The organism is Thalassolituus marinus, assembly GCF_020320395.1.
GTDB lineage: Bacteria > Pseudomonadota > Gammaproteobacteria > Pseudomonadales > Oceanobacteraceae > Venatoribacter > Venatoribacter marinus.
Map to the genome: position 1 here is coordinate 78,946 of NZ_JAEDAH010000042.1, position 13,521 is coordinate 92,466.

Below are 13,521 nucleotides of genomic sequence, written 5' to 3' on the forward strand. Positions count from 1 at the left end.
TTCAGTATTCCTCTGTATTTCCGCGCAAGGCATGTACTACCTGATCCATGCCTGCACTACGTGACCCTTTCACCAGAATGACATCCTGATCTGAGGTCTTTTGTTGTAAAAAACGCACCACTTCCTCTTTGGTAGCGAACCAGTGCGCCCCTGCACCAAAAGCTTCCGTAGCCTGCTGACAACGTGGTCCCGTGGCGATGAGGTGTTTAATTTCCTGCTCACGCGCATAACGACCAACATCCGCATGCAGCGCCAGTTCATCAGAACCCAGCTCTGCCATATCTCCGATAACCAGCCAGCTGCTGGTCGCATTTTTCAGCACATCCACGGCAGCTTTCATCGATGCCGGATTAGCGTTGTAAGCATCATTAAGAATGCGCTGCCCGGCCTGCCCCTTAACCCATTGCAGACGACCGCCAACCGCTTCAGCGGCTGCCAGCCCCTGAGCTATTTCAGTGGGCGTCATACCAATGGCACTGGCGGCTGCGGCAACGGCTAATGCATTACGTACGTTGTGCAAGCCCAGCAACGGCAAGGTTACCTGCACAGATTCACCAGCAAGATGCAGCATAAAGCGACAACCAGTCAGGTCAGCGCTGATATCAGTAGCGCGTACATCCGCACTTTCACTCAGACCAAAGCTGATTTGTTTCAGAGCCTGTGCACGCTGTGCCCACTGCGAGTAAAAGACATCATCGGCATTCAGCACCGCAGTACCGCCGGGCTGAATAAAATCCAGTAACTCGCCCTTGGTCTGCACAATACCTTCGAGACTGCCAAAGCCTTCGATGTGGGCCTCAGCCGCGTTGGTAATAATGCCAACCTGAGGTTTTACCCATTTAGCGGTATACCCAATTTCACCCAGACCACTGGCGCCAAGTTCAATCACTGCTGCTTCATGCTGTTTATTAATGGCCAGCAATGACAGTGGCGCACCAATGTGATTATTCAGATTGCCCTGTGTCATCCAGGTGTTGTATTTCACCGACAGCACACTGCTCATCAGCTGTTTAACACTGGTTTTACCAGCACTGCCGGTGACAGAAATAACCGGTCCGGTAAAGACAGCGCGATTAGCACCAGCCAGTTCACCCAGTGCTGTCAGGCAATCAGCGACACGAATCAGAGCAATACCGTCGACCGCAACATCCTGATCAACCAGTGCTGCAACAGCACCCTGCTCAGCAGCAGCGGCAATAAAGTCGTGGCCATTAAAGCGCTCGCCACTCAGTGCAACGTACAGATCACCGGCGCCGACTTTGCGCGAATCGGTGGCAATAGCGGCTATACGTAATTCAGGGTCTGGCGCGTGACACTGGCCATTCACCAACGCACAAACCTCAGCGATGCTCCACTGCTTAAGCATGTGCACCTCCCGCTGACGCTTTGCGATAGCCCAGTTTGCTCAATACAGAAGCATCGCTGTATTCCGTTTTAATACCCATAACGTCCTGATAATTCTCGTGCCCCTTGCCTGCAATCAGAACAATGGCATCGCTTTCAGCAGCACTGATCGCACTGCGAATAGCGGCTTCACGATCGTGCTCAGTGTTAATGTCGGGCGCTCCTGCCAGTGCATCAGAAAAAATCTGCTGCGGGTCTTCCGTACGCGGATTGTCATCCGTCAGCCAAACCATATCTGCCAGTTGCTGAGCTGTTTGTGCCATTAACGGCCGCTTACTGCGATCACGATCACCACCGCAACCAAAAACGCACACCAGCTGTTGCTGCCATGGTTGCAAAGCCTGCAGTACATTACGCAGAGCGTCCGGCGTATGAGCGAAATCAATCACCGCCATCGGCTGTCCGGCCTGAACGTATAATTCCATGCGGCCATTTACCGGAGACAACTGCGCAGCAGCTTCGGTCAGCGCAGAAAAATCAAAACCCAGCACTGTCAGCGCGGATACCGCCGCCGTTACATTCGCCAGATTAAATTCACCGATTAATGGCAATGCCAGTGTTGCCACACCCCATGGTGTAGCCAGGTCAGCAATGATTCCCTGACGAGAATAACTACGAATGTCGTAGCGAATACGGCTATCCGCACGTTTGCCATAGCTATAAATGTCTGCCGTAATCGCTTTATCGTTAAGCAGGCGCTGACCATACTCATCACCATCACAGATGAATGCCGCTGAGATACCGAAATCAGTAAAGAGTGCACGTTTGGCAGCGAAGTAATCTTCCATCGTGCCGTGATAATCAAGATGGTCCTGAGTCAGGTTGGTCAGAATAGCAACATCAAATGCCATTCCTGCGACACGCTGTTGCGACAAGCCATGAGAAGACACTTCCAGTGCTGCAAGGTTCACACCCTGCTCACGCATTTCATGCAGCTGACGTAAAACAACCGATAAATCCGGCGTAGTATTTCTGGTCGATTGCAATTCCGGCCAACAACCATTACCCAGCGTACCAATCACGCCACAACGCTGACCGACTGCGGTAGCCAGCTGCGCAATATACTGAGTGACGGAACTCTTGCCATTCGTGCCGGTAACGGCAATCAGTTTCATGTCGGTAATATCATAACGACGATGCAGCCAGACGGTCAGACAATCCGATACTTCCGGTGCAGTAAATACCGGAATCGTGGTGCCTTTTTCATTCCATTCACAGCGGAAGTTCATGGCATCACCTTCTGCCAGAACCGCGACCGCACCACGTTTTACCGCATCAGCAATGTGATCATTGCCATGAGCAGCAGAACCCTGACGGGCAATAAAAACATCACCCGGCTGCACATCACGGCTGTCGACAACCAGGTGATTAAAATCCTTATCCCACTCAGGTGGCATAAACATTTCTGGCATAACGATCTGGCTTAATTTCATGCCGGACCTCCTGCCATTTGCAGCGTTGGCACTTTGCCATCGTCCGGTGCAACCTGACGCAGACGCAACGCCTGTTCCATAATGCGGGAAAATACCGGCGCCGCTACTTCACCACCGTAATATTCTTTACCCTGTGGTGCATCAACCACCACTACCAGCACTAATTCCGGATCAGAAATGGGTGCAACACCAGCAAACACGGCGGTGTATTCAGAATCTTCATAACCCTGACGGCCAACTTTATGCGCCGTACCGGTTTTGCCGCCCACGCGATAACCATCTACCCTTGCACGAGTACCGGTACCACCTTTGCCGGTAACGGTTTCCAGCATATTCAGCACCTGACGCGCCACTTTTTCCGACATAACGCGCTGACAGTTTTCGTCACTGCTGTTGGCTTTAATAAGACGAACCGGGCGAATGCAGCCTTTCTGGGTGAAGGCGGTATAAGCATGCGCTAACTGCAGTGGAGATACAGAAAGACCGTATCCATAAGATACGGTCGCCAGGCGCAGAGCATCGAGTTGTTCAGGATAGGGCAGACTGCCGACGGCCTCGCCGGGGAAACCCAGCACACTGGCCTGGCCAATTCCGGCCTTACTGAGGAAATCCCACATGTTATCCGCGCCCAGCTCACGCGATAAATAAGTAACACCAACGTTGCTGGATTTGGTAATTACGCCGGTAATATCCAGCACGCCATAGTCGCGATGATCACGAATGGTTTTATTTTTTACCCGCACATAACCAGGCGAGGTATTAATTTCAGTCGATGGGGAAAAACGTCCGGACTGCAGTGCCGCTGCGACAGTAAACGGCTTCATCGTAGAGCCCGGTTCAATGACATCAGCCACCGCGCGATTGCGCATATGTTCCGCACGCAGACCAGCGCGATTGTTCGGGTTGTAGGACGGCTGCCCTACCAGCGCCAGCACATCACCAGTACGTGCATCCAGCAACACAGCACTACCGGATTGTGCATGGTGCTGAGCCACGGCAGCTTTCAGTTCGCGATACGCCAGATACTGCAGACGCAGGTCAAGCGTCAGCGCCAGGGTCTGACCCGGCGTAGCAACAGCATTTACCTGCAGCTGCTTAATAACATTACCGTACAGGTCCTTAACAACCTGACGCGAACCTTCCTGGCCCTGCAGGTATTCATCAAATGCCAGCTCAAGACCTTCCTGGCCTTTTCCATCGATATTCACGATACCGACAGTGTGTGCCGTAACTTCAGCCGCCGGATAAAAACGACGAAAATCATCTTCGCCATAGATACCGGCAATACGATGATCCAGAACACGACGCGCCAGTTCCGGTTCAGCCTGGCGCTTCAGATATACAAAAGAGCGACCTTCACTGGCCGCTCTTTCCATTTTTTTCACCAGCTGCGCCGCTGGCAAGCCTAGATCTTTGGCGGCCAGCGGTAATTGCTGAATATTAACCTGCTGCGGATTAATCCACAGATTCACCACCGGCGCACTCACTGCCAATGGTTTACCAAAACGGTCGGTAATCATGCCGCGCATGGCCGGCTGAACTTCCTGACGCACGGTGCGTTTTTCACCCTGCTCAAACAGAAATGGCTGATCAATGGTATGCAGCATAACCAGACGCACCAGAACCGCAGCCAGCAGGCAGCCGAACACCGCCATCACCAGCGCAAAACGCCAGCGGGCAATGCCTGCTACTTCTTCTGTTGTCTGCTGATTAGGACTGGCATTCATTCCGGAAGCACCTGTACCTGTTCGGGTTCTGTCATTTTTAATTCTTTTCTGGCCAGCTGATCGATGCGCCCATGCGCAGTCAGTGCACCTTTTTCCAGCAACAGCCGGGTGTAGTCCTGTTGCAAACCGGCACGGCGGGCATCTTCCAGATGCCACACCTGCAACAGGTCACGATGCCACTGCACCACACCAACCTGCGCCAATGCGGAGGCGACCACTGCCACCCACAGCAGCAGAGAGACAACCCCCTGCGCCATCACGCCAGCCGTTCTGCAATGCGCAATACGGCGCTGCGCGCGCGAGCATTGCGTCTCACTTCTTCGTCACCAGGCATAATGGCTTTGCCAATTTTCTTCATGGTGCGTCCCAGCATGTCGTCCGTCACCGGTACGCCCGGTGGCAGATCACGTCCCTTTTCCTGTGCACGGATAAAGCGTTTCACCATACGGTCTTCCAGAGAATGGAAGCTGATCACTGCCAGGTGCCCACCCGGCAGTAACAGATCAACGCTGTCAGCCAGCACATTTTCCAGATCACCCAGCTCGTTATTCACTGCAATACGAATCGCCTGAAAGGCACGGGTTGCAGGATGCTTGTGTTTTTCCCAGGCTGGATTCGCTTCTTTAATAAGCTCCGCCAGCTGACGGGTGCGGGTGATCTCTTCTTCGGCGCGCACTCTGACGATGGCTCGCGCCATACGCTTAGAGAAACGCTCTTCCCCATATTCCTTCAGCACCCGGGCAATCTCTGCCTCAGGTGTTGTCATACACCACTCAGAAGCACTGATACCCTCGTCCGGATTCATACGCATATCCAGCGGGCCATCCTTCATAAAGCTGAAGCCACGCTCGGCGTCATCCAGCTGCGGCGATGACACACCAAGATCGAGCAGAATGCCGTCAACCTTGTCGATACCCAGCGCGCTCAGCTCGGCTTTCATATCGGCAAAACTGGACTGCACAATCTGAAAACGACCATCTTCAGCTGCCAGCTCTTTACCGCTCTGAATCGCCAGCGGGTCTTTATCGAAACCAATCAAACGACCTTCCGGTGCCAGACGGCTGAGCAACAGACGGCTATGGCCACCACGACCAAAGGTTCCGTCAACATACACACCCGCCGGATTGGTCAGACAGCCTGCAACCGTCTCTTCCAGCAATACTGTGGTGTGCGCAAATTCATTCATATTCATAACGACAGACTCTGTAGTTCATCCGGCAACTGATCTGGCTGACTGACCACTTCCAGATATTCATCTCGACGACTTTCCCACATCGTCTTACTCCAGAGTTCGAGCTTCTTACCCTGCCCCATCAACACCACTTCCTTTTCCAGACCGGCGTACTCACGCAACGGCTGTGGCAGCAGCACACGACCACTACCATCCAGCTCCAGATCGGTCGCATGACCAATCAGCAGGCGCTGAATACGGCGGGCCGCAGGATTAAAACTTGGCAGGGCTTCGATTTTCTTCTGGATCTCTTCCCACTCATTGACTGGGTAGATCAGGAGGCAGCGTTCTTCGGTATCAATAGTTGCAACCAAACGGGCACCACAGAGCTCCGCCAGCGGTTCCCGATATTTCGTCGGGATCGCCAGACGCCCCTTGGCATCCAGATTGATCGATTGCAGCCCCCGGAACATGTGTCCTTCCTGTCACTGGTGAGAAATGTGAGTGTTCACCAACACCCCAAAAACCCACATTTACCCACTATTTTCCACTTTAAGACACTATAGAAACCACACTGGCCTTTTGCAAGCGCACATAACAGCGGGCATTGAGGATTTTTGCTTTATTTCACAAGGACTTAGCAGACAGGATCGGCAAGGTGGGAAAAAGTGGAGTATAAATGTCGTACAGCGACTGGAATATGCGCACCAAAGTTAAAGTAACTTGTGAAGTTAGTACCCACTCACAAAGTCTCATATATTTTTTAGCTATAATAAGTAACCACTAACTTACTACAACAACCAAACAGCAGCGAGAGTCTACCAGAGCCCGCAGCATCAGGCTTTGTACAGATTCGTCAGGCCATCATGACAGCCTGCAGCAGCTGTGACAGACTGCGCGAAAATTCACACCAGACCGGCCCAGATGGATATCCAGAAGCTTCAGACTCTGTCGCAGTCCGTGCGCGACAACCGCACCTTCGAACTCTTCGTTGTCAGTATTATTATCGTTTCCGCGCTGCTGATTGGCGCCAAGACTTACAGCATTCCCGAACCATGGATGATGCTGCTGAATGTACTGGACGTCAGCATCACCGTGATCTTCCTGGTCGAAATCCTGATCCGCTTTGTCGCCACCGCCGATAAGAAGCGCTTCTTCCATAACGGCTGGAACCTGTTCGACACCATTGTGGTGGTGGTCAGTCTGATGCCGATTGAGAACAGCGAAACAGCGGTCATTGGTCGTCTGATCCGTATCTTCCGTGTGCTGCGGATGGTCTCAGTCATTCCCGAACTGCGCACTTTGCTCAACTCTCTGCTGCGCGCCCTGCCACAACTGGGGTACGTTCTGCTGCTGATGTTTATCATCTACTACATCTATGCGGCGATCGGCACCACACTGTTCGAGAACATCAACCCGACCCTGTGGGGCGATATCTCGATATCCATGCTCACTCTGTTCCGGGTCATGACCTTTGAAGACTGGACCGACGTGATGTACGAGACCATGGCGCACCACCCGCTGTCGTGGATCTACTACCTGACGTTTATTTTTCTGACCACCTTCGCATTTCTGAATATGGTGATTGGTATTGTGGTGAATGTGCTGGAAGATGAGCACGCCAAAGAGCGGGCCGAACAGGAAGCTGCCGACGGCAAAGTCTCCCTTGATCAGCTGGCCGCGGAAATCCGCGAACTGAAACAGATGCTGCAGGCGCAGCAGAACAACCGGAACTGACTATGAAACGCTATCTGCTGCAACCGCTGGTGAAAGGCTCCATGGTGGTTCTGCCATTACTGGTTACTGTGTGGTTGCTGTGGTCTGCTCTGCTGTGGCTGAACGGACTTGGCCTGAACTTACTGAGCCACCTCAGCATCGACAGCCTGTTTCCCGGCATGGGGCTGAGTCTGATGCTGCTGGCTCTGCTGCTGGTAGGCCTGCTGTTTCAGTTCAATCCGGTCAGCTGGCTGTACCAGTATGTGGAAGATGCTCTGCTGCGCTTTCCGCTGGTGAAAACCCTGTACGGTGCAGTCAAAGACTTTGCCGCCATGTTCGATCAGGAAAAAAATCAGGGTCAGCAAGTCGTTCTTGTGGATATGCCAGGGCAAGGTCAGGTGCTGGGCTTTATTACCGCCAGCCGCATCCCGACTCAGGTGCAGCAGGCGACCAGCAACCCTGAACTGGTCGCGGTCTATCTGCCGATGAGTTACATGGTTGGTGGCTACACCCTGTTCGTTGAACGCAGCCGTCTGACACTGGTCGACTGGTCATTTGAAGATGCCATGCGCTTCGCTCTGACCGCCGGTGTATCCCAGACCCAGGCACGACCACGTAACCGCGAACACTAAGCCGAATGACTTTCACTGGTGCGGGTCAGGGCCAGAAAGCCCCCCAGCGCCAGTAACAGAAACGCACAGCCGAGCAGAATGGCCACCGGGTAATAGAGGTTACCGGCCAGATCCAGCTGGCTGTATTTAATAATCATAATCAGCGCTTCCAGCACCAGCGCAATACACACGGTGCCGACAAAGCGGGTGATGGTACGGCGCATGTTCTGAAAGATATCGCCACCAGCTTCTTCCGAGGCGTATTCCTTGCCGACGCCCAGCCCCAGCTCATACATAGCCAGCGCAATCACCAGCGTATTGATGGCCTTCACCACCAGCGAGATCAGCTCACTGCCGGGCTCCGCCAGTCCCCCCAGAAAGGTGGTCAGCGATAAACCCACCATCAACACCGCCAGACCGTGAAACAACCCTGAAAACAACATCGCCAGACCGGTACGATAATGACCCATCCAGCTGTTGGCCGGCGCCCGACCAGCAATAAACAAAGACATAGTGACCTCCTGTATACCTGATAGTCCGATGGCATACGGCGGTCAGAGTTCCCGATTCAGCAGTGAGTGCTACTCAGAAGGCGCCGCAGGCCAGTGCATCAACCATGGCAGCCGTCAGGTCGGCCAGATCGTCATCCGTCATCACAAACGGCGGCATGACATACAGCAGGGTCCCAAACGGGCGCACCCAGATACCGCGATCCACACAGGCTGGCTGCAGCAGTTTCATATTCACTGGCCGCTCCATTTCCACCACGCCAATCGCCCCCAGCACCCGCACATCCGCCACGCCGTCCAGCGTACGCGCCACCGCCAGCCCCTGACTCAGGCCCCGCTGTAAACGACTGACCTGGGCTGCCCAATCACTCTCCAGCAGCAGGTCGATACTTTCGCAGGCAACCCGGCATGCCAGAGGGTTGGCCATAAAGGTGGGGCCATGCATAAAACAGCCTGCTGCGCCGCGACTGATGGTTTCCGCCACCGCGCTGGTTGTCAGCGTCGCCGCCAGCGTCATATAGCCGCCGGTCAGCGCCTTCCCCAGACAGAGAATATCGGCACCAATGCCGGCCCATTCACAGGCAAACAGCTTGCCGGTACGGCCGAAGCCGGTAGCAATTTCATCGGCAATTAACAACACATCGTACTGATCACATAAGGCTCTGGCCTCACGCAGATACTGTGGATGATAAAAGCGCATACCACCGGCCCCCTGTACCACGGGTTCAACAATCAAGGCGGCAATCTCGTCATGATTAGCGGCCAGCATCTGCTGCAAAGGCTCGATATCACTGGCATCCCATTGCTCACCAAAACGCACCTGCGGCGCCGGCACAAACAGCTGCTGCGGCAGAACACCAGCAAACAACTGATGCATGCCGCGGGTCGGATCACAGACCGACATCGCCCCCAGCGTATCGCCGTGATAGCCACGCTCCAGAGCCAGTATGCGCTGCTTTCCGGGCTTGCCCCGCGCCTGCTGATACTGCAGCGCCATCTTAATTGCCACTTCCACCGCTACCGAGCCAGAGTCGGCCAGAAAAACCTTATCCATCGCCGTCAGGGCCACCAGCCGCTGTGCCAAAGCAATCGCCGGTTCATGGGTCAGCCCGCCAAACATGACGTGGCTCATGGCCGCACATTGCTGCGCCAGTGCAGCATTCAGGCGCGGATGGTTATAGCCATGCACGGCACACCACCAGGACGACATGCCATCAATCAGACGACGACCATCGGTCAGCGTGAGAGTGGTTCCACTGGCACTGGCAACCGGCCACACCTGCGCCGGTTCAGTCATGGAACTGTATGGGTGCCACAGATGCTCACGATCAAAGCGAAGGTCGGCGGCCGAGATCTGGCCAGTCAACGGCGGAAACAACGGAGAATCAGACATCACAGCAGCACCATCAGGGGTTAAAGAGAATCTGGCAGTAAACCTGTAAACCAAAAATTTTAGAAATGGTTAACAGCGCGAATTATGATCAGCCCATCGACGATTGTCCATGACGCCTATGAACTGGAACCAACGCATCTCCACCGCACTGCAGCAACGCAAACAGCAACATCTGTGGCGCGGCCACGCCTGTATTGACGGCCCTCAGGGCGTTCATGTTCAGCGTGACGGCCAGCCGATGCTGAATTTCTGCGCCAACGATTATCTCGGTCTGGCGGGACGCCATCAGGCGCTGCAGTCAGCCGCCGCCAACTGGGGTCTGGGCAGCGGCGCCTCGCATCTGGTCTGCGGCCACAGCGTGGCACATCAGCAGCTGGAAGAAGCGCTGGCACAGCATACCGGCTATGAGAAGGCCCTGCTGTTTTCCACCGGCTATATGGCCAACATCGGTACCATCGCCGCACTGGTGAACCGCGGTGATGAAATATTTCAGGATAAGCTCAACCACGCCTCCCTGCTGGATGGTGGCATCCTCAGTCGGGCGCGTATGACACGCTACCAGCACAACAACACAGAACACCTGGCCAGCCTGCTGCAGAATCCGGCCCACGGGCACCGGCTGATTGTCAGCGACGGTGTATTCAGCATGGATGGCGATACAGCCGACATAACGCAACTGAGCGCTCTTGCAACTGAGTACCAAGCGTTACTGATGGTTGATGATGCCCATGGCTTTGGCGTAATCGGTGAGCCGCACAACAACAGTGGTCAGGGCATCCGTGCAGCCGCCGGTCTGACATCACACCAGTTGCCGGTGTATATCGGTACACTGGGCAAAGCCCTTGGTGGTTTCGGTGCCTTTGTCGCCGGCAGCGCCGAGCTGATCGACTATCTGGTGCAGTTCGCCCGTCCCTACATATACACCACAGCACTGCCAGCGGCGGTGGCTGAAGCCATGCTCGACAACCTGCAGCTGCTGAGTAACGGGCAATTACAGCGGCAGCTGACCAACAACATTCAGTATTTCCGCCAGCTGGCGAGTACTGCGCAACTACCACTGACTGATTCAGTCACCCCGATTCAGCCACTGATCATCGGTGACAACCAGGCCACACTAACCTGCTCACAGGCTCTGGCCGAAGCCGGACTGTGGGTAGGTGCAATCCGTCCACCAACGGTCGCCAAAGGCAGTGCGCGCTTACGCATTACCCTAAGCGCCGCCCACAGCGAAGGCGATATCCGCCGGCTGGTAGATACTCTGGCCCGACACTGGCCAGCAAAGGAAGCCGTATGAGTCTCTTCACTGCCCTGAATCAGAGCAGCAGTCCGGGGCCGGACTGGCTGTGGCTACCCGGCTGGAGTTTCAGTGCTGATATTTTCCTGTCGCTGGCGCAAGCCTTACCCGGCAATCATCTGGGGCTGGATTACCGGCAAACACCCACCGACCTCAGTACTACGCTGCAACAACTGAGCGCTGAAGCACCGCCCAATGCTATCTGGGTGGGCTGGTCACTGGGCGGCGCACTGGCGCATCTGGCGGCGCCGCAGTGTTCGGCCAGAGCGCTGGTCACCCTCGCCACCAGTCCGGCCTTTTGCTCAGCGGATGCCGACGCCGATTACGGTCTGGATGCCGACCTGCTGCAGCAGTTTATTCAGGGCTACCAGCAGGCTGCGGATAAAACCCTGCGTCGCTTCCTCGCCCTGTGCGCTCAGGGCGCCGACGATGCGCGAACCCTGATCCGCACGCTGCAAGCCAGTCAGTTGCCTTCCTCCACAACCCTGGAACACAGCCTTCGCTGGCTGCAGGAGTATCACCTGCAGTCGTTATCGCGCCTGCCGGTCCAGCAACACTGGTACGGCCCGGCCGATGCGCTGAACGCCAGAGGTCTGCAACCGGCACGTTACAGTCCGGCCAACAGCCATGCCTTTTTCGTTGAAAACAGCGGACAGGCGCCACTGATTCAGGAGCTGCGCGCACTGGCCGCGCAGGTGTACCCATGAACGCGCAACTGCAGGCCATTGGTGCAAGCGACGTACTGACACCGGCGCTGACACGCGATAAACAACAGGTTGCGCGCCAGTTCAGTCGCGCCGCGCAAACCTACCTGAGCGCAGCCACGGTACAACAACAGACGCGCGAGCATCTGCTGCAGCTGTGTCGTCAGGATGGCATTGATGGCCACTGGCTGGATATCGGCTGCGGCCCGGCAGCCAGTCTGAAGGCGCTGCAGGAGGCTGGTGCGCAGCAGATTTCAGGGTTGGATATTTCCGCCGGCATGCTGCACGCCGCGCGTCAGCACTGCCCGGATGCCCGACTGATTCAGGCCGATGCCGATCATCTGCCACTGGCCGACCACTGCGTGCACGGCATCTTCTCCAGTCTGATGCTGCAGTGGAGCGAATACCCGCTGCAGACACTGCGTGAATGGGCTCGGGTACTGCGCCCCGGCGGCACACTGGCGCTGGCCACGCTGCTGCCAGGAACTCAGCGCGAGCTACAACAAGCCTGGCAACGTATAGACCAGCGCCCGCACGTTAATCGTTTTACGCCGCTGGCAGATTTACTGAAGTCCGCCAGCTTAAGCGGCCTGCAGCTGCAACTGGCGGAACGCGACCGCATTACCGACCAGTACGCTTCTATCAACGATTTATTGCGTGGCCTGAAAGCGATTGGCGCCACCAACGTCAATGCCGGGCGCCACCCTGGCCTGGGTGGACGTCAGGCACTGCAGAATCTGGCCAGCGCCTATCCGGTCACGGTCAATGAACAGGGGGCAACCTGTTATCCACTCAGCTACGAAGTGCAGTGGCTGATATTCCGCCGCTACTGAGGTCTGCGATGTCACAACGCTTTTTTGTTACCGGCACCGACACCGATGCTGGCAAAACCCTGGTCACCGCCGCCTTACTGCTGAAAGCCAGCCAGCAAGGCCTGAGCGCCTTCGGCCTGAAACCGGTTGCCGCGGGGTGTGAACAGCAGCAGGGCCAGTGGCGCAACAGCGATGCGCTACTGCACCAGCAATACAGCACGCCGCCCACTGTCTACGAAGAGCACAACCCGGTCGTGCTGGCCGCAGCGCTGGCACCTCATATCGCCGCCGCTTATGAAAACAAACGGCTGTCGGTAAGCGATTTAATGGCCCGCTGCCAGCCAGCTCTCGCTCAGCCCCATGACCTGTTGCTGGTCGAAGGAGCCGGCGGCTGGCTGGTGCCACTGAACAACAGGGAAACCCTGGCTGACTTCGCCAGCGAACTGGGCTATGACGTCATTCTGGTGGTTGGCATGAAGCTCGGTTGCATTAACCATGCACTGCTGAGCGAACAAGCGATTCGCAACAGCGGCCTGCGTCTTGCTGGCTGGGTAGCCAACAGTCCAGCGGCCACCATGCAGGCGTACGAAGAAAATTATGCGTTTCTGCAGCAGCATTTCGGTCAGGCAGGAGTCCCTTGTCTGGGCGCCATTCCTGCCATTAACGGCCTGAATCCGGCCTGTCCGGAACACCTGAGCGAAATCGCGGCTAAACTGTCCTTACCAGAGGCATAGCACAGACTGACTT

The 13,521-nt window shown here is 55.7% G+C and carries 14 protein-coding genes; 6 read left to right on the top strand and 8 right to left on the bottom strand.

Annotated features, from left to right (window positions below; translation table 11 throughout):
* Position 1 precedes the first annotated feature (1 nt).
* From I9W95_RS08420 to mraZ, 6 genes are read right to left on the bottom strand one after another with little or no spacing between them, the layout of a single operon-like run.
* The gene (locus tag I9W95_RS08420; protein ID WP_225673805.1) at positions 2 to 1,366 is read right to left on the bottom strand and encodes a UDP-N-acetylmuramoyl-tripeptide--D-alanyl-D-alanine ligase; all 1,365 of its coding nucleotides are present in this window, start codon (positions 1,364 to 1,366) and stop codon (positions 2 to 4) included.
* Positions 1,359 to 2,837 (bottom strand): UDP-N-acetylmuramoyl-L-alanyl-D-glutamate--2,6-diaminopimelate ligase, encoded by a 1,479-nt coding sequence (locus I9W95_RS08425; RefSeq protein WP_225673807.1) that lies wholly within the window; start codon positions 2,835 to 2,837, stop codon positions 1,359 to 1,361. The genes I9W95_RS08420 and I9W95_RS08425 overlap by 8 nt, the downstream gene beginning before the upstream one ends.
* Entirely contained in the window at positions 2,834 to 4,564 is a 1,731-nt protein-coding gene (locus I9W95_RS08430; RefSeq protein WP_225673808.1) for a peptidoglycan D,D-transpeptidase FtsI family protein, read from the bottom strand. Before I9W95_RS08430 ends, I9W95_RS08425 begins: the two co-directional genes overlap by 4 nt.
* A complete protein-coding gene (gene ftsL / locus I9W95_RS08435; RefSeq protein ID WP_225673909.1) occupies positions 4,561 to 4,821 on the bottom strand; it encodes a cell division protein FtsL in 261 nt (86 codons plus the stop codon). The genes I9W95_RS08430 and ftsL overlap by 4 nt, the downstream gene beginning before the upstream one ends.
* A complete protein-coding gene (gene rsmH, locus I9W95_RS08440) occupies positions 4,821 to 5,756 on the bottom strand; it encodes a 16S rRNA (cytosine(1402)-N(4))-methyltransferase RsmH (protein ID WP_225673810.1) in 936 nt (311 codons plus the stop codon). The genes ftsL and rsmH overlap by 1 nt, the downstream gene beginning before the upstream one ends.
* Complete coding sequence (mraZ, locus tag I9W95_RS08445; RefSeq protein ID WP_225673812.1) at positions 5,753 to 6,208, bottom strand: division/cell wall cluster transcriptional repressor MraZ; 456 nt, start codon at positions 6,206 to 6,208, stop codon at positions 5,753 to 5,755. The genes rsmH and mraZ overlap by 4 nt, the downstream gene beginning before the upstream one ends.
* Before the next feature lie 451 nt (positions 6,209 to 6,659).
* On the opposite strand from mraZ, the gene I9W95_RS08450 reads away from it, so the two are divergent.
* Positions 6,660 to 7,472 carry an ion transporter gene (locus I9W95_RS08450; RefSeq protein ID WP_225673814.1) on the top strand — a complete coding sequence of 271 codons (813 nt, stop codon included), beginning with the start codon at positions 6,660 to 6,662 and terminating at the stop codon, positions 7,470 to 7,472.
* Positions 7,473 to 7,474: 2 nt separating this feature from the next.
* Positions 7,475 to 8,083 (top strand): DUF502 domain-containing protein, encoded by a 609-nt coding sequence (locus I9W95_RS08455; RefSeq protein WP_225673815.1) that lies wholly within the window; start codon positions 7,475 to 7,477, stop codon positions 8,081 to 8,083.
* On the opposite strand, the gene I9W95_RS08460 is transcribed toward I9W95_RS08455, so the two are convergent.
* Together I9W95_RS08460 and bioA are read right to left on the bottom strand one after the other, a co-directional pair.
* Positions 8,080 to 8,574 carry a hypothetical protein gene (locus I9W95_RS08460; RefSeq protein ID WP_225673817.1) on the bottom strand — a complete coding sequence of 165 codons (495 nt, stop codon included), beginning with the start codon at positions 8,572 to 8,574 and terminating at the stop codon, positions 8,080 to 8,082. The genes I9W95_RS08455 and I9W95_RS08460 overlap by 4 nt on opposite strands.
* A 73-nt stretch (positions 8,575 to 8,647) precedes the next feature.
* On the bottom strand, positions 8,648 to 9,964 hold the full coding sequence (gene bioA / locus I9W95_RS08465) for an adenosylmethionine--8-amino-7-oxononanoate transaminase (protein WP_225673819.1): 1,317 nt from the start codon (positions 9,962 to 9,964) through the stop codon (positions 8,648 to 8,650).
* Positions 9,965 to 10,082: 118 nt separating this feature from the next.
* Here bioA and bioF point away from each other — a divergent pair, with 118 nt between their 5' ends.
* From bioF to bioD, 4 genes are read left to right on the top strand one after another with little or no spacing between them, the layout of a single operon-like run.
* The gene (gene bioF, locus I9W95_RS08470; RefSeq protein WP_225673821.1) at positions 10,083 to 11,258 is read left to right on the top strand and encodes an 8-amino-7-oxononanoate synthase; all 1,176 of its coding nucleotides are present in this window, start codon (positions 10,083 to 10,085) and stop codon (positions 11,256 to 11,258) included.
* On the top strand, positions 11,255 to 11,965 hold the full coding sequence (locus I9W95_RS08475) for an alpha/beta hydrolase family protein (protein WP_225673823.1): 711 nt from the start codon (positions 11,255 to 11,257) through the stop codon (positions 11,963 to 11,965). The genes bioF and I9W95_RS08475 overlap by 4 nt, the downstream gene beginning before the upstream one ends.
* On the top strand, positions 11,962 to 12,795 hold the full coding sequence (locus I9W95_RS08480; protein ID WP_225673825.1) for a methyltransferase domain-containing protein: 834 nt from the start codon (positions 11,962 to 11,964) through the stop codon (positions 12,793 to 12,795). Before I9W95_RS08475 ends, I9W95_RS08480 begins: the two co-directional genes overlap by 4 nt.
* A gap of 8 nt (positions 12,796 to 12,803) precedes the next feature.
* Entirely contained in the window at positions 12,804 to 13,508 is a 705-nt protein-coding gene (gene bioD / locus I9W95_RS08485) for a dethiobiotin synthase (protein WP_225673827.1), read from the top strand.
* The last annotated feature ends 13 nt before the right edge of the window (positions 13,509 to 13,521 follow it).

Excerpts from the sequence above, each read along its gene's own strand:
- I9W95_RS08420 (WP_225673805.1), bottom strand. The coding sequence starts at position 1,366 with ATGCTTAAGCAGTGGAGCATCGCTGAGGTTTGTGCGTTGGTGAATGGC.
- I9W95_RS08425 (WP_225673807.1), bottom strand. The coding sequence starts at position 2,837 with ATGAAATTAAGCCAGATCGTTATGCCAGAAATGTTTATGCCACCTGAG.
- I9W95_RS08430 (WP_225673808.1), bottom strand. The coding sequence starts at position 4,564 with ATGAATGCCAGTCCTAATCAGCAGACAACAGAAGAAGTAGCAGGCATT.
- ftsL (WP_225673909.1), bottom strand. The coding sequence starts at position 4,821 with ATGGCGCAGGGGGTTGTCTCTCTGCTGCTGTGGGTGGCAGTGGTCGCC.
- rsmH (WP_225673810.1), bottom strand. The coding sequence starts at position 5,756 with ATGAATATGAATGAATTTGCGCACACCACAGTATTGCTGGAAGAGACG.
- mraZ (WP_225673812.1), bottom strand. The coding sequence starts at position 6,208 with ATGTTCCGGGGGCTGCAATCGATCAATCTGGATGCCAAGGGGCGTCTG.
- I9W95_RS08450 (WP_225673814.1), top strand. The coding sequence starts at position 6,660 with ATGGATATCCAGAAGCTTCAGACTCTGTCGCAGTCCGTGCGCGACAAC.
- I9W95_RS08455 (WP_225673815.1), top strand. The coding sequence starts at position 7,475 with ATGAAACGCTATCTGCTGCAACCGCTGGTGAAAGGCTCCATGGTGGTT.
- I9W95_RS08460 (WP_225673817.1), bottom strand. The coding sequence starts at position 8,574 with ATGTCTTTGTTTATTGCTGGTCGGGCGCCGGCCAACAGCTGGATGGGT.
- bioA (WP_225673819.1), bottom strand. The coding sequence starts at position 9,964 with ATGTCTGATTCTCCGTTGTTTCCGCCGTTGACTGGCCAGATCTCGGCC.
- bioF (WP_225673821.1), top strand. The coding sequence starts at position 10,083 with ATGAACTGGAACCAACGCATCTCCACCGCACTGCAGCAACGCAAACAG.
- I9W95_RS08475 (WP_225673823.1), top strand. The coding sequence starts at position 11,255 with ATGAGTCTCTTCACTGCCCTGAATCAGAGCAGCAGTCCGGGGCCGGAC.
- I9W95_RS08480 (WP_225673825.1), top strand. The coding sequence starts at position 11,962 with ATGAACGCGCAACTGCAGGCCATTGGTGCAAGCGACGTACTGACACCG.
- bioD (WP_225673827.1), top strand. The coding sequence starts at position 12,804 with ATGTCACAACGCTTTTTTGTTACCGGCACCGACACCGATGCTGGCAAA.